The 20,263-nt window shown below is 45.1% G+C and carries 21 protein-coding genes; 12 read left to right on the forward strand and 9 right to left on the reverse strand.

Annotated features, from left to right (window positions below; translation table 11 throughout):
- The first annotated feature begins 19 nt into the window (after positions 1 to 19).
- From hutG to NJD71_RS07465, 8 genes are all read left to right on the forward strand, one after another.
- Positions 20 to 1,060 carry a formimidoylglutamase gene (hutG, locus tag NJD71_RS07430; protein ID WP_319051311.1) on the forward strand — a complete coding sequence of 347 codons (1,041 nt, stop codon included), beginning with the start codon at positions 20 to 22 and terminating at the stop codon, positions 1,058 to 1,060.
- A 57-nt stretch (positions 1,061 to 1,117) separates the two neighbouring features.
- Positions 1,118 to 2,431: an imidazolonepropionase gene (hutI, locus tag NJD71_RS07435; protein WP_319051312.1), complete on the forward strand. Its 1,314-nt coding sequence runs from the start codon at positions 1,118 to 1,120 to the stop codon at positions 2,429 to 2,431.
- Between the two features lie 245 nt (positions 2,432 to 2,676).
- A complete protein-coding gene (locus NJD71_RS07440; RefSeq protein ID WP_319051313.1) occupies positions 2,677 to 3,039 on the forward strand; it encodes a roadblock/LC7 domain-containing protein in 363 nt (120 codons plus the stop codon).
- 188 nt (positions 3,040 to 3,227) lie between these two features.
- The gene (locus tag NJD71_RS07445; protein ID WP_319051314.1) at positions 3,228 to 3,722 is read left to right on the forward strand and encodes a PAS domain-containing protein; all 495 of its coding nucleotides are present in this window, start codon (positions 3,228 to 3,230) and stop codon (positions 3,720 to 3,722) included.
- Between the two features lie 3 nt (positions 3,723 to 3,725).
- A complete protein-coding gene (locus NJD71_RS07450) occupies positions 3,726 to 4,475 on the forward strand; it encodes a PhnD/SsuA/transferrin family substrate-binding protein (protein ID WP_319051316.1) in 750 nt (249 codons plus the stop codon).
- 99 nt (positions 4,476 to 4,574) lie between these two features.
- The gene (locus NJD71_RS07455) at positions 4,575 to 5,204 is read left to right on the forward strand and encodes a hypothetical protein (protein ID WP_319051317.1); all 630 of its coding nucleotides are present in this window, start codon (positions 4,575 to 4,577) and stop codon (positions 5,202 to 5,204) included.
- Positions 5,205 to 5,266: 62 nt separating this feature from the next.
- Complete coding sequence (locus NJD71_RS07460; protein ID WP_319051318.1) at positions 5,267 to 5,881, forward strand: hypothetical protein; 615 nt, start codon at positions 5,267 to 5,269, stop codon at positions 5,879 to 5,881.
- A 373-nt stretch (positions 5,882 to 6,254) separates the two neighbouring features.
- A complete protein-coding gene (locus NJD71_RS07465) occupies positions 6,255 to 6,932 on the forward strand; it encodes a class I SAM-dependent methyltransferase (protein WP_319051320.1) in 678 nt (225 codons plus the stop codon).
- Between the two features lie 30 nt (positions 6,933 to 6,962).
- On the opposite strand, the gene NJD71_RS07470 is transcribed toward NJD71_RS07465, so the two are convergent.
- The 7 genes from NJD71_RS07470 to nfsB form a co-directional block, all read right to left on the reverse strand.
- A complete protein-coding gene (locus tag NJD71_RS07470) occupies positions 6,963 to 7,532 on the reverse strand; it encodes a GNAT family N-acetyltransferase (protein ID WP_319051322.1) in 570 nt (189 codons plus the stop codon).
- A gap of 25 nt (positions 7,533 to 7,557) precedes the next feature.
- Positions 7,558 to 8,313, reverse strand: a complete 756-nt coding sequence (locus NJD71_RS07475; protein ID WP_319051323.1) for a nucleotidyltransferase family protein — start codon at positions 8,311 to 8,313, stop codon at positions 7,558 to 7,560.
- The gene (locus NJD71_RS07480) at positions 8,310 to 9,629 is read right to left on the reverse strand and encodes an XdhC family protein (RefSeq protein ID WP_319051324.1); all 1,320 of its coding nucleotides are present in this window, start codon (positions 9,627 to 9,629) and stop codon (positions 8,310 to 8,312) included. Before NJD71_RS07480 ends, NJD71_RS07475 begins: the two co-directional genes overlap by 4 nt.
- A 109-nt stretch (positions 9,630 to 9,738) precedes the next feature.
- Complete coding sequence (locus NJD71_RS07485) at positions 9,739 to 12,162, reverse strand: xanthine dehydrogenase family protein molybdopterin-binding subunit (RefSeq protein WP_319051325.1); 2,424 nt, start codon at positions 12,160 to 12,162, stop codon at positions 9,739 to 9,741.
- Between the two features lie 2 nt (positions 12,163 to 12,164).
- The gene (locus NJD71_RS07490; protein WP_319051326.1) at positions 12,165 to 13,157 is read right to left on the reverse strand and encodes an FAD binding domain-containing protein; all 993 of its coding nucleotides are present in this window, start codon (positions 13,155 to 13,157) and stop codon (positions 12,165 to 12,167) included.
- Positions 13,154 to 13,825 (reverse strand): 2Fe-2S iron-sulfur cluster-binding protein, encoded by a 672-nt coding sequence (locus NJD71_RS07495; protein WP_319051327.1) that lies wholly within the window; start codon positions 13,823 to 13,825, stop codon positions 13,154 to 13,156. Before NJD71_RS07495 ends, NJD71_RS07490 begins: the two co-directional genes overlap by 4 nt.
- 437 nt (positions 13,826 to 14,262) lie before the next feature.
- On the reverse strand, positions 14,263 to 14,919 hold the full coding sequence (gene nfsB / locus NJD71_RS07500; RefSeq protein ID WP_319051328.1) for an oxygen-insensitive NAD(P)H nitroreductase: 657 nt from the start codon (positions 14,917 to 14,919) through the stop codon (positions 14,263 to 14,265).
- Between the two features lie 438 nt (positions 14,920 to 15,357).
- On the opposite strand from nfsB, the gene NJD71_RS07505 reads away from it, so the two are divergent.
- Together NJD71_RS07505 and NJD71_RS07510 are read left to right on the forward strand one after the other, a co-directional pair.
- Positions 15,358 to 16,011, forward strand: a complete 654-nt coding sequence (locus NJD71_RS07505; RefSeq protein WP_319051329.1) for a DsbA family oxidoreductase — start codon at positions 15,358 to 15,360, stop codon at positions 16,009 to 16,011.
- 44 nt (positions 16,012 to 16,055) lie between these two features.
- Positions 16,056 to 16,751, forward strand: coding sequence for a haloacid dehalogenase type II (locus NJD71_RS07510; protein ID WP_319051330.1), 696 nt, complete (start codon positions 16,056 to 16,058; stop codon positions 16,749 to 16,751).
- A gap of 128 nt (positions 16,752 to 16,879) precedes the next feature.
- Here NJD71_RS07510 and NJD71_RS07515 read toward each other — a convergent pair whose 3' ends face one another.
- Positions 16,880 to 17,989 carry an S-(hydroxymethyl)glutathione dehydrogenase/class III alcohol dehydrogenase gene (locus NJD71_RS07515; RefSeq protein WP_442967661.1) on the reverse strand — a complete coding sequence of 370 codons (1,110 nt, stop codon included), beginning with the start codon at positions 17,987 to 17,989 and terminating at the stop codon, positions 16,880 to 16,882.
- A gap of 316 nt (positions 17,990 to 18,305) precedes the next feature.
- Here NJD71_RS07515 and NJD71_RS07520 point away from each other — a divergent pair, with 316 nt between their 5' ends.
- Positions 18,306 to 19,196 carry a LysR family transcriptional regulator gene (locus tag NJD71_RS07520; protein WP_319051333.1) on the forward strand — a complete coding sequence of 297 codons (891 nt, stop codon included), beginning with the start codon at positions 18,306 to 18,308 and terminating at the stop codon, positions 19,194 to 19,196.
- Positions 19,197 to 19,289: 93 nt separating this feature from the next.
- On the forward strand, positions 19,290 to 19,808 hold the full coding sequence (locus tag NJD71_RS07525; protein ID WP_319051334.1) for a DUF302 domain-containing protein: 519 nt from the start codon (positions 19,290 to 19,292) through the stop codon (positions 19,806 to 19,808).
- A gap of 91 nt (positions 19,809 to 19,899) precedes the next feature.
- Here the strand turns inward: NJD71_RS07525 and NJD71_RS07530 are convergent, their stop codons facing one another.
- Positions 19,900 to 20,190, reverse strand: coding sequence for a DUF4031 domain-containing protein (locus NJD71_RS07530; protein ID WP_319051335.1), 291 nt, complete (start codon positions 20,188 to 20,190; stop codon positions 19,900 to 19,902).
- Positions 20,191 to 20,263 lie beyond the last annotated feature (73 nt).

The raw sequence follows: 20,263 nt of genomic DNA on the forward strand, positions 1-20,263 counted from the left end.
TGGTTAAAGGAGAGCAACGATGACAGTAGCAACCACACCCATTAACCATACACCTGCTGATATGACCCAGTGGACAGGCCGTGCTGAGCCGTTTGAGACTGCGCGCGCCCGCTACTGGTATCAGCTTGCCCAGCCTTATGAGGCTCAAAATATCGGGCTGGTTGGTTTTGCCTGTGACCAAGGCGTCAGACGCAATCAAGGGCGTGTGGGTGCAAGGGCCGCCCCGCCATTGATTCGTCAAGCTTTTGCCACGCTACCAGTCATTGCCGAGTTGCAACAACGCTTTGACGATCAACTACCATCCTTACTCGGTGATGCGGGTGATATTCACTGTCATGACAACGACGGCTTTGCCGAGAGCACTCTTGAGCAAGCTCAGATCAAATACGCCGATGCAGTCGGCACTATCATCAAACAAGGTGGCCTACCCATTGGTCTTGGCGGTGGTCATGCCATCGCTTACGGTAGCTTTTTGGGATTATGGCAAGCGTTAAAAGAAACAAATGACACGACTGTCAGCACATCCGCAGCACCGACAATCGGAATCATTAATTTTGACGCCCATCTTGATATTCGTCAGTCTGATGTGGCGACCTCTGGGACACCGTTTCGCCAAATTGCTGAGTATCTTGACGCACACGAGCAGCCCTTTCATTATTGCTGTATAGGCGTCAGTCGCTTTTCTAATACCGCCGCACTTTTTGATCGCGCCGAGCAACTGGGCGTACAGGTCATTAGCGATGAAGACTGTCATTATCAGCCTTGGGATACACTTGCCAAGCAGGTCAAAAGCTTCATAGATCAGGTCGATATCGTGTATCTCACCATCGATATGGATTGTTTGCCATCTAGTGTCGTTCCAGGTGTGAGCGCACCTGCCGCCTTTGGTATTGAGCTTGGTTTTGTTGAGCGTATAGTCAAGCTGATTATGTCATCAGGTAAGGTGAAAATGACCGATATTGCTGAGATCAACCCGACCTTTGATGTGGATAGTCGTAGCTGCAAAGTCGCTGCTCGACTGCTGGCAACGATTGTAGAACAGCACTTACTTGTCAGCTAGCTCTTACAAAAAAAGGTCTTAACAGGTTACTCGCCTCCCAATCATTAGGAGCATACTATGAATGAATCAGAAAATTTTAGCGAGCAGACGCTCGACAAATCTACTATGACATCGTTTGATCAACTCATTATCAATGCCAACATTGCGACGTTCTCGGCACAATATGGTTTTGATATTTACGAAAAAGGAGAGACTGATAGCGTCCCATATGGTCAACTACATGACGCGGCTATCGGTATTAAAGACGGCAAAATTGCTTGGCTTGGGGCACAGGAACTAATCTCTACTCATCTGCATCATTATCAAGAGAACCAAATCACAGACGCCGATGGTAAATGGATAACGCCTGGGCTCATTGATTGTCATACGCACATTGTCTATGGCGGCAACCGCAGCAATGAGTTCGAAGCGCGTTTGCAAGGTGCCAGTTACCAAGACATCGCAGCACAAGGTGGCGGTATCGTCGCGACCGTGAGCGCCACCCGCGAGGCTAGTATTGAATCGCTATTTGCCCAAAGTGAAAAACGCCTAGTCGCCCTCATTAAAGAAGGCGTCACCAGTATCGAAATCAAGTCGGGCTATGGTCTCGACTTAGACACTGAGCGCAAAATGCTTACCGTCGCTCGCCAGCTTGGCGAAAAATATGACATTCATGTGAGTACTACTTACCTTGGGGCACATGCGCTACCGCTAGAATACAAGGACCGTGCGGACGACTATATCGAGCAAGTCTGCGAGTGGTTACCGATTCTGCATGCAGAAGGCTTAGTGGATGCGGTCGATGGCTTCTGTGAAAACATTGCGTTTAGTAGCGATCAAATCAGACGCGTTTTTGAGGTCGCGCGCTCATTAGAGCTGCCCGTCAAACTACACTCTGAGCAGTTATCTGATATCGGCGGTAGTGCATTGGTTGCCGAATATAAAGGGCTATCTAGCGACCATTTAGAACACTTATCAGAAACTGACATAGCGAAGATGGCCGCTAGCAACACGGTTGCGGTGATATTACCCGGAGCGTTTTATACGTTACGTGACACCAAGCTGCCACCAATTGAGGCACTGCGTAAGCACTACGTACCCATGGCGATTTCGACCGATTGCAACCCCGGAACCTCACCCTTAACGTCGCTGTTATTGACGATGAATATGGGCTGTACGCTATTTTACCTCACCCCTGAAGAAGTATTGGCAGGATCAACAATTTATGCAGCGCAGGCTCTAGGATTATCTAATAAAGGAAAAGTAGAGGTTGGTTGTGACGCTGATTTGGCGTTATGGGATATCGCCCGCCCTGCTGATTTGGCATACCAAATGGGTCTGAATCCTACCCAAGGTATTATGGTTAAAGGACAATGGCGCGAGACCATATAGTCAAGCTACCTTTATTTATCTCAATTAAAAAGCCCCAGTCATTCAATGATTAGGGCTTTTTTTTGGCAAAAATATTAAAAATTTTATGAAATTAAAGAAAGAAATGTTCATAACCTTAGTTTAAATAGGGATTTACTATATCAATATATTTAGTAAGGATTTATAATACCCTTTTTTAAACAGGGTTATTTTTGGCTAACTATAGTTCATAAATAAAAATTAACACACAGTATAGAGAAAGCGATATGCGTATAGATTCATTTCAACAGATATTGGAAGACTTAAACAGCTCATCAGCAGATGTTGAAGCATCCGCCCTAATCTCTAACGATGGTCTGATGATTGCTTCAGCTCTACCTACAGGCGTTGACGAAGACCGTGTTGGGGCGATGTCAGCGGCTCTACTATCATTGGGTGACCGTGCAGGCCGCGAATTGGCACGCGGCAGTATCGATCGCATCATGATTCAAGGAGAAAGAGGCTATGTGATCATGACTTCATCAGGTGATGAAGCAGTACTGACCATCATGGCAAAGCCCAACGCCAAGCTTGGCTTGATATTCTTAGACATCAAGCGTGCTTCAGAAGCCCTGTCAAAACTCATTTGATTGGTAGCTTTAGCTTTTGATAAGCACCTTATCTATTCGCTTTTAATTATTATAAACATAGTCGGTTCAATATGATTTGGATACAAGGAAGCTGGGCGAAAGCCCTATAACTAGTAGACTAAGCAAGGCTAACACCATATCCAATTTATAGAGCATTGACGACATAACGACTAACGAAGGAGATGACCATGGGTTCTCCAATCCCTGATGCACACAAGCCTGACCTGCCTGCTGAGCAAATCACCCTAACCTATTATGATGGCACGTCGCGGACTGTCTATGATACGGGAATAGAACGCCCTTATCCCGACGGCAAATTGATTGTCTCGCGTACCGATCTGGACGGTATCCTCACTCACGTCAACGATGCCTTTGTCGAGATTAGTGGGTATAGCGTTGCTGAGCTCATCGGTCAACCGCAATCTATCTTGCGCCACCCTGATATGCCAAAAGCCGCCTATAAAGACCTATGGGATACCGCTGAATCTGGACAGAAATGGCATGGCTATGTCAAAAACTTATGCAAAGACGGTAGTCACTATTGGGTATATGCCACTGTCGTACCCAATGTTCGCCGCGGCGAAACCGTTGGCTATACCTCAGTACGCCGCAAGCCATCACGCAGCAAAATCGAAGCGGCGATGTTGCAGTACGCCCAAATGAAACAACATGAGGAAGGCTAAATCATGACGACACACAATATGTTAATCGCCCCTGATTTCTCGCCTGAGCGCTTTGCAGGCTGGCATATGTTCAATACCTTGATTCAAAAACGTGCCAACCTAAACATGCACCTAAACATCCCAGCATCACATGCTGAGCAAGAAGCATTGATTGAGGCAGGTGATATTCAAATTATCTATGCCAATCCTTTTGATGCAGCCGCCCTGATACGTGAACAAGGCTACCGCGCCATTGCGCGACCTATCGGTAAGTCTGATGAAATGGTCATTGCAGCAGCAGCCAATAGCAATATCAACTGCTTAGAAGATATCCATGCGGGTGCAACTGTCGCCATGGCAGACAACCGCGACGTCAAGCTGATTGGCTTACGTTTGCTAGAAGCTGTCGATATAGAAGAATCTGATCTCAACTGGGATGTGACTGAGACCTATCAAGCCGCCGCTCGCAAAGTGATCAAAGGCGATGCCCAAGCTGCCTTTTTCTTAGCGGAGATCTTCCACAGCTTTTCACGCTTGACCAAGACTCAGCTATCGGTACTGATTGAGAGTGATTTGGCGGATATTAGCCATGTCCTGCTTATCAAAGATGACTTCCCAGATGCACAACTCTTTATAGATGCCGTTCTTGATCTGCATAGCGATGACGATGGTAAAGAAGCCTTGAGCGAGCTTGGTATACCGCAGGGGTTTGAGGCGATGAGTGAAGAAGATGCTGAATTCATGATTGATTTGATGCAGACGTTATTGGACTGATCACCTATTAGCTTTATTGATATCACACTTCGTTTTACGGAATTAGTCGGTGGCTTGTTGCGCTTATTGCCATCACGGCTATGATACAAGGATACTATGATGTCTGATGTAGACCTGATTAAAGAAAATGAGAAAGTGGCGCACCGAGTATTTCGACTTTACTCGCGCAAGGTATTTTTGGCACCCAATAACCGTCACTTTCATGAGCAGCGCATCAACGCCGCCTTACTGATGACTGAAAAAGAACCGCTACAAGGCGCTGTGGCGGACTTTTTCTATGGGTGTTGGTTTGATATTCCGTACGATGTCAACAATCTCTTTACGCGTATCAAGGATCGTTTATATCCTGATGCCCAGCAAGGGTTTCGCGATTGTATTGATAAAAAGAGCTACATTCAGCGCAATAGTATGCTTGCTACTCGCTGGAGCGTACTGGTGTCACCGTCGCTCAATGAGCAAAAACAACGACTGCGTATCAGTAGCGATGATGCCAAAGAAATCGCTAAAGATATCACAAGCGAGCTGATGCAAGCACGTGCTAATCAAGACTGGGGCACCATTGAGCAAATTGAGAATGAGTTTTTTGCCTATTGCACGGCACGCAACGATCGTCTGGCATTTTCCTTAGTATGGTTTAGCTTGGGCAAAAGTGATTGGCAGTTTGATAAGCGCTGGGACAATTGCCAACAGCATCTTGATCAAACCATTAGACCTTCTACTACAAGATAGATTGTCATTCGTTTATCACCTTAAATATTTTTTACCACCCTTTCATCACTACGGTAGCCGCTATGTCCTCTTACTTGAATGCTGATAAAACCTATCTAACCCTCACGCCCGCTGGTATTTTTGAGGCATTTTCACAGAATGAGCCGACTGACGAGCAGTTAGCACTACAAGATTTATTGTCTTACGGACAGACATTACTCGCTGCTGATTGGTTACAGCGTTATTCTGATATCTGGCTACAGAGCTTTATCGAGCAAGGCTGGATTGAAAAACTGTCCTTGCTTTTACCTGCACCCAACTTACCTTTAGATCAGTTTTTGCCTTATGTGGTGGCAAGCTTGTCTGGCAAACGCCGTGCAGCGATCGGCTCTGATGAAGGGTTTTGTCTGGCACGGATTGGCTACAGTCAAGAAGAAGCGGACATGCTCAGTGTCGCAGCTGCTGACTTTTCAGGTTTTATGCTTCGCCAAAAACAGCGCGGCTGGGCAGTAGAGAGTCAAGCGATTTCGTTTTTTCAGCAAGTTGATTTGCTCATTCCTGAGACAAGTTTTGTATTTTTATGGATTGACGGCGCGGGCTATGTGCTTATTATCGAAGGTGAACCTTTAACCAACAGTCGCGCCTTTGTAGAGCTGGTCTGGGCACTTAAGACTTCTGGGCTAAAGTTTCTAAATTGATTCAGCAGCACACGCCAGCTTTAATCCTCTCTTGTATGGGCTTGTCAAAATAAACGACAAGCCTATCATGCCAGCATAAAAGCCATTCAACATCTCTCATACGCTTCTTTTACCGTCCGCTTTCACCAGCCCTTTTATCCAGCAATAACAATACCTTCAGAATTAACAATAACTTGTCACCATTTAGGTCATACTCTTCCTGCACCTTTAAGAGGACTGTTTTGACAACATGTGTTTTTGTCAAATAATAACCTCTACCAAATCACAGTCAATACTATATCCAAGATGCACACCCACCTTTGTATGCCCTACCTCACCGAAAGCGGCAATCTTTGCCAACCTTTGCACTTTTGCTTATTTTTTAGGACAGTTTATGACTTCGCTGACCACCGTGCGCGTGCGCTATCAAACGATCGAAATTGGCAACACTGACATTCATGTTTGTACTTTGCGTGACAATCAACAATTTAGCGACCCTAATGATGAGGCGTTAAATTTGGGTATTTGCTCGGCGTCTTGGCCGATGTTTGGGGTAATCTGGCCGTCAAGCTTGGTATTAGCCAATCACATGCTTGATTACGATATCGCGGGCAAACGAATTTTGGAAGTGGGCTGTGGCATGGCGCTATCGAGTTTGCTGCTCAATCATAGACATGCTGACATCACAGCGACCGACTATCATCCGACCGTTGAGTATTTCCTTGATAGAAATACCACGCTAAATAATAATAAAGAGATTAATTTTGAGCGTTTGGATTGGGCAGAGGATAACAGCCACCTTGGCAAGTTTGATATGATTATCGGCAGCGACTTGCTCTATGAAGATCAGCACATCGATATACTGGCGGAATTTATCGAGCGCCATGCCTTACCGACCTGTGAGGTCATCGTAGTCGACCCTGGCCGTGGCCGCAAAAACAAACTGACCAACAAGATGATTAAGTATGGCTATAGTAGTCAACACATCAAACCTGAAAATACGACTTATCTAGAGTTGCCGTTCAAAGGGCATATTTTGACATTTTCAAGAGCAGCCGTATCAGATAAATAGTCAGATAAATAGTCAGATAAATAGAATGCGTTATGCTCTAAGGACTTGCCATTGCTGCCGCGTAATTTTGTACAGGACATGCTCAGCAAGTGGGTGCTTAGCATTAAGCATAGGATGATAAAAATCTTGCTGTGTATCAGTCATCCCAATACGCTGCATAAGTTTTTGCGAGCGTTTATTGATAACGGCAGTAAAGGCAACGACGTCGCTAAGTTCTAATATCTCAAAAGCATAGCGCAAAGCAGCATGTGCTGCCTCTGTCGCATACCCTTGTCCCCAATACTCACTATGCAAGCGCCAAGCAATCTCGACAGCAGGAGCAAATGGCATATCAGCATGTACCTCATTTAACCCAACCATACCGATAAAGTCATCACTTTTATCTGAGCTGTCTTTGCGACTCACCGCCCAAAACCCCCATCCATTATCCTCAATCAGCGTCTGGCATTTTTTAGCGATAATGTTACTCATAGAAGTGGTTAATAATTTAGGAAAATATGCCATCACTTTGGGATTGGCATTCATCTCAGCGAATGGCGTAAAATCACTCGCTTGCCACTGTCTAAGGTACAGTCGTTCTGTTTCTGTTATGCTTGTCATTTCGGTCGCTTAATACTTATTATCGCTAGGATTTCTTATCCAGCCAGCCTCGTTGTTTGGCATAGATGAGCTGCTCGGGCGTATCAATATCATAGGTAAGATTATCGTTGATCACTGTACCTATTTGATCGGCTGGTAACCTTCTAATCAAATATCGCAACCCTTTATCTCCTGCTAACATTGCCTGCCATTGTTTAAGCAGCTGATAGTTAATTGCTAAAGGTAGACCAATGATATGGTTTGCAGGTTTTCTAGTAGCAGAGTTTTTATTAGATTCCGCTTCGTCCAAATTTTGATGCTTTTCTAAACGCTGCCAACTACAATAGCCACTTGCCACCACGGATTGATCACCAGCCAACAATGCGGTTAAATGCGACTCATCTAATAAAACTTGATCAACGCCCATAATAAGCACGCGCTCGATTGAATCAGCATCAAGACTGGCAATTTCAAAACTAGCAATGGTCTCAATACCCAAATACAAACTGTCCGCCATGCCGGTGTCAGGTTTTGAATTTAGCACCGCTTGAACCGCTGGATATTGTATGGCCAGCTCTGTGACTGCATTGGCAATTGCAGGATGCTTATCAGGAATCACCACGACAATGAATTGCGGATTAGTGCTCACTGCCAATCGGATCATATAATTAATTAACGGCTTGCCATTCTTAATAAGTAGTTGCTTAGGTTGTCCTAGACGCTGACTGAGGCCACTTGCCAATATGATGACCGCATGATTTTGCCCCTGTCTATCATTGTCTTCTAAGACGATATTACTCATACGGTACTCGGCACAATATCAGCATCCATATTACCAACGCTTTTTGCTACATTCGAGCCCTCACTGTGAGAGCCTTCTACTGATGCAGCTTGCCCATGCATGACTGCATTTATCTGCGCCATGATGCCAAGTGCGAGGGCTTCAGGGCCATCTCCGCCAAGCTTATAGCCAATTGGATAGTGCAATTTATGGATACCAGCAGCCAAGACGTCAGGTTGTGTGAGAGTGGCGCTGATTTCATTGATTAAGCGTTCGGTACGATAACGTGGCCCCAACTGACCTAAATATCTATAATTTTGCGAATGTCTTAGCAGTATCGCCAAGCGAGCGCGGTCTTGGGACAGACTGTGAGACATCAGAGCAACCGCTGCATTCTCACTTAGCTTCAGCAGAGCATCGCTATCCTCTAGAGATAATGCCATCACCGCGTCTGCCTGAGGAAAACGCATACGAGTCGCATATTGCGTGCGGCTGTCTATGACCGTGACATGCCAGTCTTGTAGCTTTGCCATCGTCACCAGTGACATCACGTCATTGCCTGCGCCGCAAATTAATAAACGCACTTGTGGTTGCAAGCGTTGTACGAGCCACTCAGTAGTTACCTCATTCGTTTCTATGGTCACGTATTCGGTATTACTCTCAGACAGCTTGTACTCTACTAACTTTTCTACAATATCCGCCATCGTATTCAAAGGATTTATCGCCTCTTGCTCTGGTAAGCTTCCCGAATTGTAATATTCCTCTAGATTGATGCGCGTGCCTATTCTTAGCTCAGCGCTTTTCTCTAGACTATCCGTTTGATACTGGGAATCCTTAGTACGAATCAAAGTAGCGACCGTAATCGGCTGCCGAGTTCGCCGAACCTGACGAACTGACTCTAAAAATGGTACAGCTGTTGCCAAACGCTCAAACAGTACATGTACACGTCCATTACAACCGAGACCAAAGTTCAACTCATCAAAGTCTAGGCCATCCAAGTCATCTAAGTCGTCTGACTCAGCATCTGTATCGCTTGCTTCTTTGTTTATCACAACCTGCGCTTGACCGTTTTCTGTATATTCAACGTCATCGCCTGTCTGATAGACTTGCACAGTAGCGCCGTCACGCGTGAGCCAAAAGGCACGCTTGATAATATGTGGCTCCAAGCAGCCTCCACTAATCATCCCCACTGAGCGGCCATCTTCACAAATGAGCATCATCGCACCAGCACGGCGATATGCTGAGCCCTCAGTATGTACGACCGTTGCCAATACAGCATCAACACCTTGCTGCTGAGCGTTACCTGCCAGTTTAAGAATGTCAGCAACTTGATTCATAACGTCTCTTATTTAATAATTATTTTTTGATAATGTTGAAACATACTACCGATTAATTTACAAAAACCCGCTCAGTAAGCGGGTTTTTGTCATATATAAACTTATAAAGTTACTCTGGCATCTCATAAAGCAGCTTGTCGAGCGTAATTGGGAAATCGTAGACACGAACACCGACAGCGTTGTAGACGGCATTGGCAATCGCGGCAGCCGCACCTGCGATAGCCGTCTCACCGATACCTTTGATATGCATTGGGTTGGTATACGGATCATCCTCTTCTACCAAGATAACTTCCAACTGCGGTACGTCTGCATTGACTGGCACATGGTACTCGGCGAGGTCGTGATTACAGAGACGACCGTCACGTTTATCATGGATAACTTCCTCCATTAGTGCTGAGCCGATACCGAACACCATGCCGCCGTAGCATTGTGAGGTTGCTGTTTTGTGGTTAAGAATACGACCAGCGGCAAATGCACCTGTCATACGCTTGACCCTAATCTCACCAGTCACCTTGTGAACAGCGACTTCAGCGAAGTTAGCACCAAACGACGACTGACGATACTTTTTGCCATTCTTGCCTGGCTTTATCTGACCTTTAGCACTGACTTTTTGCTCATCATAGCCAGCGACTACTTCTGCAAGCGCGTAAGCATCTGTATTATCAAAGTCATACTCTTGTGATGCCGACTCTCCTGATAATGAAAGCCCTGTGGTTTGCGATAGCTTATCAATAGTACTATCAGCAAATGATTGACCACCCTTCTTAGCCGCTTCTACTACCGTTAAATCATGCTCGCCTGCTTTTTTAATTTGACCATTGTCCAACTGAATGTTATCAGGATACAGACCAACTTTTTCTGCTAGCATTTCACGCAGCTGCTCGCAAGCTAGGTAGACACTACTACCAGAACTCGCAGCGCCCCAACTACCGCCTGAGCCTGATGCTGGTGGCAATGCACTGTCACCTAACTTCATTTCGACATGATCGATAGGCAGTCCTAGCAGGTCTGCAGCTACCTGAGAAAACACCGTATAAGACCCTGTACCAATGTCTGTCATATCTGTCTCGATAACAGCTTTGATACCGAGTGCTTTTGACTCATCTACCTGTAGAGTTGCACGTGCTTCAGATGCCTGTAATTGGTTGCCGCGGGCAGCAGCAGCCATGCCTGTACCTATCCACCAGTCACCTTCTAGCTGACTGGCAGGTTTTGCATTTCTTTTATCCCAACCGAACTGCTTAGCACCTTGCTCCATACACTCAATCAGCTTACGTGTCGAAAATGGAATGTCTTTGCTAGGATCTTTTTCAGGTTCATTGCGACGACGCAGCTCGATAGGATCAAGCGCTAACTGGGTAGCCAACTCATCCATTGCACACTCAACGGCAATCATACCAACCGCTTCCCCAGGCGCACGCATTGAGCCGGATAACACTTGGTTCATGTCTACCATTTCATAATTTACACGGCGGTTTTTGCCACTATATAGATAGTGTGTAGACAAGGCAGTTGGCTCAAAGAAAGCCTCATCTGGCAAATTACTAGAGATCGTATCGTGAATCAATGTATCGATCACACCGTCATTGTTCGCACCGATTGCGATACGCTGACGCGTGTTTGAGCGTCTGATTGTCGCCTCCATCACTTGTGGACGCGTCATAGTGATCAGCACAGGACGACCAAGATCTTTTGCAGCAATCGCCGCCGCAATAGATTCAGGAGCAATACCAAGCTTACTACCGAACCCACCACCGACATAGTGTGCGATCAGTTGTACCTGATCTTTGTTCAAATCTAGAGCATCCATGACCTGCTGTTTGCAAGAAGCGAGCATCTGATTGGCGGTATACAGGACTAGCTTATCGTCTTCCCAATGAGCCAACGTCGCATGGGGCTCCATCGCCGAGCTGTTTTGACTTGGTGTATGATAAAAGCGATCGACGGTCACTGCCGCATCAGCTAAGCCTTGTTCTGGATCTCCTTGAACATAGTTTTTGTCAGAACCTTTCTGCTCATCGACCGCGTGTGCATTAGAAAGCTCTTGAGTAAAGTTCAATGCGGCCTCATCAGTCTCGTCTGTATAAGTAACCTTGAGCGCCTTCGCGCCTTCTCTCGCTGCTTCAAAAGTCTCAGCAATGACCACCGCGATGGGCTGACCATGATAAAAAATCTCAGTCGCTCCCTGCGTCGGTGCTTTTTTTAATCCACCTTGTTGAGAGTTACGTAAAAAATGCTCAGGATCGGTCACAACCTTAATAATATTAGGAATGCCTTTGAGCGAATCGTTATCAATGCTCTCAACTCGCCCTTTGGCAATTGTCGCACCTACCAAGACACCATACGCTTTATTGTCTAAATGTATCTCAGCACTATAATGCGCTTGCCCGCTGACTTTTAATGAGCCATCGACACGATTGATCGGCTTGCCGACTAGCTTACTTGCCGTTGAGCTAAATAGCGTTTCAACAGGCTCATCCATGGTCAGTTTTTTGGTCGGTTCTGACTGCGTGATTGATTGTAATAGTGCCATGATTATGCTCCCTCGCCCGCTAGTGCGCGCTGAATGACTTGTTTTAGTAGGCGACGCGTCAATGGTATCTTAAAGTCGTTCTGACCATTACCTTTGGCATCACTCAATAGCAGATCGGCTGCCTGTGTGATGACGTCATTGTTGCCATCGGTATCTGTCAATAATGCCTCTACCGCTTCATTGCGCCATGGCTTAGTACCAATACCACCAAATGCCAAACGTACTGTGTTCAGCTTACCACTGTCATCAACATCTACCACTGCAGCACAAGAGACCAGTGCAAAAGCATAAGAGGCTCGGTCACGTACTTTGTCATAAGTATGTATACCCTTAATAGGAGCTGGCAATACAACATGCGTAATCAGCTCACCTGCTTCCAATACATTTTCGATATGTGGCGTGTCTTTTGGCAAACAATAAAAGTCTTTGACATCGATAGCACGAGTCGAGCCATCTGCTTTAACCGTCTCTATCGTCGCATCTAGTAAGCGCATTGCCACTGCCATATCGGATGGATGCTGAGCAATACATGAATCACTGGTACCTAAGACAGCTAGGGTACGGTTCTCCCCATTGATAGCGGGACACCCTGTGCCCGGTTCACGCTTGTTGCAAGCGCTGTCTGTTTGATAGAAATAGTAGCAACGGGTACGCTGCAAGAAATTGCCGCCCGTTGTCGCTCTGTTACGTAACTGACCAGTCGCTCCTGCCAAGATAGCTCGGGACAATACCGGATAGTTTGCAATCACCTCAGGATGCGCGGCCAAATCGCTATTGGTCACAAGCGTACCAATACGTAAACCACCATCGGCAGTCGTTTCTACTTGCTCTAATTCTAAACGAGTGATATCGACCAGTTTTATTGGGGTTTCGATCTCTAGTTTCATGAGATCTAATAAGTTGGTACCACCAGCGATAAAAGAAGCATCTTTGGTACTTGCAGATATTGCGGCTTGCTCTGGTGCATCAGCACGGCTATATTCAAAACGTTTCATGAGCGGCCTCCTGTCGTACCAGTTACTGTTTCTTTGTTTGTATTCTTATTGGCTGCTGAAGCTTTACCAAGTTGCGTCTCGCTTGGCGGCGGTGACCAAATACCTGTCACGCTTGAATTTTGTGTGGAGGTGTTATTGGTCTGGGCAGCAGACTCTGACACCTCACTTTCAAGTACTTGTGAGATGGCTTTAATAATATTTGGGTAGGCAGAGCAACGACAGATGTTACCGCTCATACGCTCAGCGATTTCTTGTACCAGTAGACCATCAGGATGTTGTAAGTCTGTGCTCACATGGCTTGGCCAGTTTTGTTTTACTTCTTCTATTAATGCAGTGGCCGAACAAATCTGTCCTGGTGTGCAATACCCACACTGAAAAGCATCGTTATCTTTAAAGGCTTGCTGCAACGCCGAGAGCGAGTCTGGCATCCCAATACCTTCGATCGTCGTAATGTCATCGCCATCATGCATGATGGCAAGTGTAAGACAAGAGTTGACACGGCGACCATTGATAAGCATGGTACAAGCGCCGCATTGACCGTGATCACAGCCTTTTTTGGGTCCAGTAATTTGTAGATGCTGACGACAGACGTCGAGCAGTGTCGTACGGGCGTCAAGATTCTCGAGCTGATAATCCTGCTTATTGATTTTTAACGTCAAGGTAGACATGCTGGCTTCTCGCTGGCAGATGAATATGATGGGTGAAAAGATCGCCTTGTAACTATAGCTACAATAAATCCATTATGACGTACCGAAAAACTTGTTTTGTTTTTACTTTGTAGTTATTACAGTGTAGTTTTTAAACCGTAGCAAGTTCTGCAAGCGAGCATTACCAATAGCTGCAGGGTAATTGATAATCATTTGCATCAACTATATTAACCACCCATTGATGCCTAATATAGGTTGGTTGCTGTCTATAAGTACTCAAATTCAGGCTTGATAATCCGACAATGTACTTCTTGATGCGAGCAATACGTTCTTAGAAATAGACAGCAGATCAAATAAATTTTGATAAAAAAAAGCCCTATAAACGAAAACTTATAGGGCTCTTAAAAAACTAATTTAGAATAGTGGTTGCAAGCAAGTTGCGAACAAAATACTATAAACTAAGCCTTTGTGATAATGGTCTCTTCGGCAAAGCGAGATTTGGGCAACTCAGCATTGAAATCATCTTCGCTACGGTAACCAAGTGAGATGACGGCAACGGCTGTATAGCCTTTACTACGTAATTCAAACTCTTCATCAAGTGCTTTTAAATCTGCGCCTTCCATCGGCACAGCATCAATACCCAAAGTAGCAGCGCCCAGTAGCAGTGCACCCATATTGAGATAGAGCTGTTCAATCAACCAATGCGGCTCATCTTTTTGCTCATAACGTCGAATATCCAAGAACATTTTGCGCGTTTGATGCATTTGCTCTCTGAATTTTGGTTCTGCAAAGCGACCATCACTATCTTCTTTGTCTAATATTTCCTGTAAAAACTCATCATCAGCATAGACACGGCTACAGAATACGATGACGTGCGAAGCATCTTTTACTTTGGCATCATTAAACTCATACATACCTTCAGTGCCTTTGGCGACTCGAGCTTTGCCAGCTTCATCATCAGCAATCACAAAATGCCAAGGCTGAATATTAGTGCTTGACGGACTGAGTCGCAAAATGTCCTTTAAACTTTGAAAGTCTTCTGCTGATATTTTTTTATCGGTATCAAATTCTTTGGTGCTGTAACGCCATCTCATTGCTTCAGTGATACTTTTCATATATGACTCCTATAATTAAAATTTTATTTGTGGTTAGAGCTCTATTATTGATTAGGTATCCGATATTAACGTGGTTTATTTGTTAGCCTACGTTATCAGTTGTCAATACCTATATATACAAAATCATTTTAGACAACCACCTTTTTTATGACCGTGATAAATTGGTTCATTTGTCATATGCTTTATTATTAATACTTTAAACCATCTTAGACACCAGTCAGAGTTTGCAAAAGGCTCATTTGTCTCATTGGTGACAGTTACAATTAAGCTACCTAAGTGGTAATGCTGGCTGCAGAGGATACATTGTAATCACTCGATCATTCTCTTAGTATGAACTGACCTATTTTGCAGTGAGCAGGGTTATCTAGACAACTGTTCCTCATACCCCTGTCGTTGCCTCATCACACAACATACCAATAAAAATCCCTGCGAGGACTTATGAAACCATCAGAAAACACGCTCCGTATAGACATCGTCTCTGACGTTGTCTGCCCATGGTGTGTCATTGGCTATCGTCAATTGGCAGCAGCACTTGAGCAAACCAATACAGAACATACTATCCACTGGCATCCGTTTGAGCTGAACCCAAATATGCCAGACGAGGGTCAAAACTTACGCGAGCACATCATCGAAAAGTATGGCTCGACCAAACAAGAATCAGATGCGAGCCGAGTCAGAATGACCGAAGCCGGTCGTGAGGTTGGTTTTGAGTTCAACTTCAATGACGACACGCGCATGCACAATACCTTTAATTTGCATCAGCTTCTGCATTTTGCAGATCAACAAGGCAGCATGCATGACTTAAAACAAGCGTTGTTTACCGCGCACTTCACTAACAATAGAGACATCTCAGACATCCATGTACTTGCTGATATTGCAGCAGAGACTGGTCTTGATAAAAGTGAAGCGTTAGCGGTATTAGAAGGTCAGTTTTTTGCAAAAGAAGTACGGGCTGAAGAACAACACTGGCAACAACAGGGCATCCAAAGTGTACCAGCGATCATCTTTAATGAACGTCATTTGGTCAGTGGTGCTCAAGGTGTCGAGAACTATGTCAGTATTTTAGAGCAACTGGCTAACATGGCTGAGTAAATCACTTGTGGTTATAAATACCTTATTATAAAAAGGGATACTTTATGTCTTCTAAAAACTTTCCTTCGATTATCGTGTTCGATGTCAATGAAACGCTACTGGATATCGATACGCTTACGCCATTTTTTACGCGAGTTTTTGGCAAGCAAATAGTATTGCGCGAATGGTTTGCTCAGCTGGTGTTGTACTCTCAGACAATGACACTCTCTGGTCTGTATGCGCCTTTTGGCGAGATTGGTGTTGGCGCATTGCAGATGGTGGCTGATATCAGACAAGTGACGCTGACAGACAACGATATCAATGAGTTCAAAGAAAGAATGAGCGCGCTGCCTGCTCATCCTGATGCAGCGCCTGCCCTTACACGTTTGCGGGAGGCAGGGTTCCGACTGGTGACGCTCACCAACTCAGCGAGTAGCCCATCTCCTACGCCGTTAGAAAAAGCAGGGCTAAGCCAGTTCTTTGAACAGCATTTCAGCGTTGAAACCGTTAGTAAGTTCAAGCCAGCACCTGAGACCTACCAGATGGTAGCTGATACGCTTGCTGTTGAGACGTCGGACTTGTGCTTAGTTGCTTGTCACCTTTGGGATACTATCGGTGCGCAAGCGGCAGGTTGCCGAGGTGCCTTTTTGACGCGCCCTTACAATGAGATGCTGAGTGCACCAAATGTACCCGTACCAGATCTGACCGCAGCAGACTTATTGACACTAGCGGACCAAATCATTAGCAAGCAAAACACTTGATACACCAAGCTAAGAGCCTGTGTTTAGAAATAACATACGAAAAAGCTGCTTCAATATCGAAGCAGCTTTTTTATTATGCAGTCGTCAAGTTAAAAACTTGATTCTGACATCATCATCAGTAGCGACGCTTAAAAATTGACAACCGTACGGATGCTCTCGCCTTTATGCATCAAGTCAAACGCTTCGTTGACATCTTCTATTGGCATCGTATGCGTGATGAAATCCTGCAATGGGATTTCGCCCGCAAGGTAACGCTCGACATACCCTGGTAGTTCTGTGCGACCTTTGACACCGCCGAATGCTGACCCTTTCCAGACGCGACCTGTCACTAACTGGAATGGACGCGTTGAGATTTCTTGCCCGGCACCAGCAACACCGATGATGACTGACTCGCCCCAGCCTTTGTGACAGCACTCTAGCGCCGAACGCATGACATCGACATTGCCAATACATTCAAATGAATAATCAACCCCGCCATCGGTCAGCTCAACGATGACTTCCTGAATCGGCTTGTCATAGTCTTTCGGGTTAATGCAATCGGTTGCACCTAGCTTTTTGGCCAGTTCAAACTTGCTCTCGTTGATATCAATGGCAATGATGCGTTGGGCTTTTGCCATTGCAGCGCCAATTACCGCTGATAGTCCGATACCGCCCAGACCAAAGATAGCCACTGTTGCGCCCTCTTCGACTTTTGCCGTATTCATGACTGCGCCCATGCCTGTGGTCACACCGCAACCAAGCAAGCAAACTTCTTCTAATGGTGCTTCTTTATTAACTTTAGCCAAAGAAATCTCTGGTAGCACCGTATATTCAGAGAACGTTGAGCAGCCCATGTAGTGATAGATTGGTTCGCCGTCTTTGTAAAAACGTGTGGTACCATCTGGCATCAGGCCCTTACCTTGAGTCTCGCGAACCGCAGAGCAAAGGTTGGTTTTGCCTGAGCGGCACATCTTACAAACGCCGCACTCTGCTGTGTATAACGGAATAACATGGTCGCCAACTTCTACGCTAGTCACACCTTCGCCAACTTGCTCAACGATACCACCACCTTCATGACCCAAAATGGCAGGGAATACGCCTTCTGGATCTTCACCAGATAAGGTGAACGCATCTGTATGACAGACGCCGCTTGCGACGATTTTGACCAGCACTTCACCTTTACGCGGTAGCATCACGTCCACTTCTTCGATAGATAGTGGCTCATTTGGTGCCCAAGCGATGGCGGCTTTTGATTTGATAAATTTATCTGACATAGGAGTCTCTCTTTTAGTTGGTTGTTATTTGTGGGTTGCGGCGTAATGCAGACTTAGCAAACCATCATTACCGTCACCCTTTTTCATTATTTCATCCGATTATCTACTCGGCTTGATAGCTACGACTGTCATCGCTGAGACGACTAAAGATAGATTGAGCTTATCTTGCCTGCTCTTTGTAGGCAAGCCTCTATAAAAGGAAAGCACCATCTCTATACATTGTTGTTAACCATTATATTTATCTCTGAGGCGATAACAATATGCTATATTTGCAAATATCTTTTACATATTGGTAATAATCATGCGCTGGGAAGGCATCAGTGAGTTTGTTTGTGTGGCAGAGTACGAGAGCTTTACACAAGGGGCAAAAACGCTTGGCATCTCAACTGCTCAAGTTAGTCGGCAAATCAGCGCTTTAGAGCAGCGTTTGAATATCAAACTGCTCTATCGAACGACGCGCAGGGTCTCACTTACCGAAGAAGGTCGCGTCTTTTATCAGCATTGCCGCGGTGTACTCGATGGGCTAGATGCCGCTGAGCAAGCAGTAAGTAATTTGCAGTCTAAACCTCAAGGCAAGATCAAACTAACTGCACCTGTGACTTATGGCGAGCAGCAGTTATTACCACTCATCAATGATTTTATGGTGCAGTATCAAGATATTGAAGTGAGTGCTTTTTTGAGTAATCAAAAAATCGATTTGATTGAAGGGGGTTATGATTTGGCCATTCGTATTGGCAAATTAAACGACTCAACCATGATGGCAAAAAAACTCAGCCAGCGTACCAACTTTGTCTGTGCAGCGCCTGCTTATCTTGATAGATATGGGATACCGACAGCGCTCAATGATCTCAGTCAGCATAATTGCTTACTTGGTACTCGAGATTACTGGCACTTTATAGATACTGACCCACGTGTCAGTGAGGATGCAGGTAAAGAAAAAAACCTGCGCGTCTCTGGTACCGTACAATATAATAGCGGCTATAGTCTGGTTGACGCAGCCCTAAAAGGGCTTGGTATCGTACAGTTGCCTGACTACTATGTACAAAAGTATCTCGCATCTGGTGAGCTAGTGAGCTTACTTGATGATTATAGAGAACCCAAAGAAAACATTTGGGCCGTCTATCCACACAACCGTCATCTATCACCAAAGATTAGATTATTGGTTGATTATTTAGCAGAGCAGCTGGTTTAGGGATCTATGAAGGTGTGTTGCAATAACCAAATTGATTACGCACAATGACTATTCGACGTTACCAACTTATGGATAACCTAAAAGGATATACCTATGATCAAAATTATCTCTATCACTGCTCTAGCAATCGCCGTATCATCCTGTGCCAGTATCAATACGCTATTAGATAACACGGATACGACAGGCGCTATGACCAAGACCATGACGTCTATAAATGCCGAAAAAGGCTTGGTCACTTTACAGAGCAATCACTCTGTCCAAACTACGGCAGATAAGCTGGTCTCAGTTATCGAAAGCAAAGGTATGAAAGTATTTGCACGCGTTGATCATCAAAAAAATGCGCAAAGTGTCGATCTGTCATTGCGACCCACACAAGTTGTTATGTTTGGGAACCCCAAAGCAGGTACGCCCTTGATGAATTGTGAGCAGACCGTTGCCATTGATTTACCACAAAAAATCCTCATTAGTGAAGATGCCGATAACCAGGTATGGTTGTCATACAACAATCCTGACTATCTTAAGACACGCCACAATATCAAAGTCTGCGATACTGAGATTGCTAATATCTCAAAAGCACTCAATGCTATTAGCACGGCAGCCACGGCAAAGTAGATGTCTAACAAAAAGTATGAGCCAATAAAAAAGTGGGTAGCGAAAGCATCACCCACTTTATTTGTATTTGAGAATGTGATTTGTTAGTTTTTCATTCGGAATTATCAGATAATGCCATTTGATAATGCAGCTCTACTTTTAATTTTTTGGCACATTCAATAATCTTTTTCCTATCGGCAACAATAGCGCCTTGTGCAATAGCCGTTTCACGCATTTGTACCGTAATATCATAATGAGGATAGCTGGCATTACGGTGAAACAAGCGTGCATCGACCTCGATCAATGCTGCAAAATCATGCAGCTCTTGCAGGCTGTCCGCAAGCATATGGCACCATTTATAGCCTTTGAATGGTATCTGCACAAAATCTACATATATTGCCATATTTCAATCTCTTACTTATTTGCTGACTTAGCATGCTGTATTGTGTACTGCTCTAACGACTGCCCTAACATTG

The sequence above is a fragment of the Psychrobacter sp. PP-21 genome, from assembly GCF_033790785.1.
In the GTDB taxonomy this organism is placed as follows: Bacteria; Pseudomonadota; Gammaproteobacteria; order Pseudomonadales; family Moraxellaceae; genus Psychrobacter.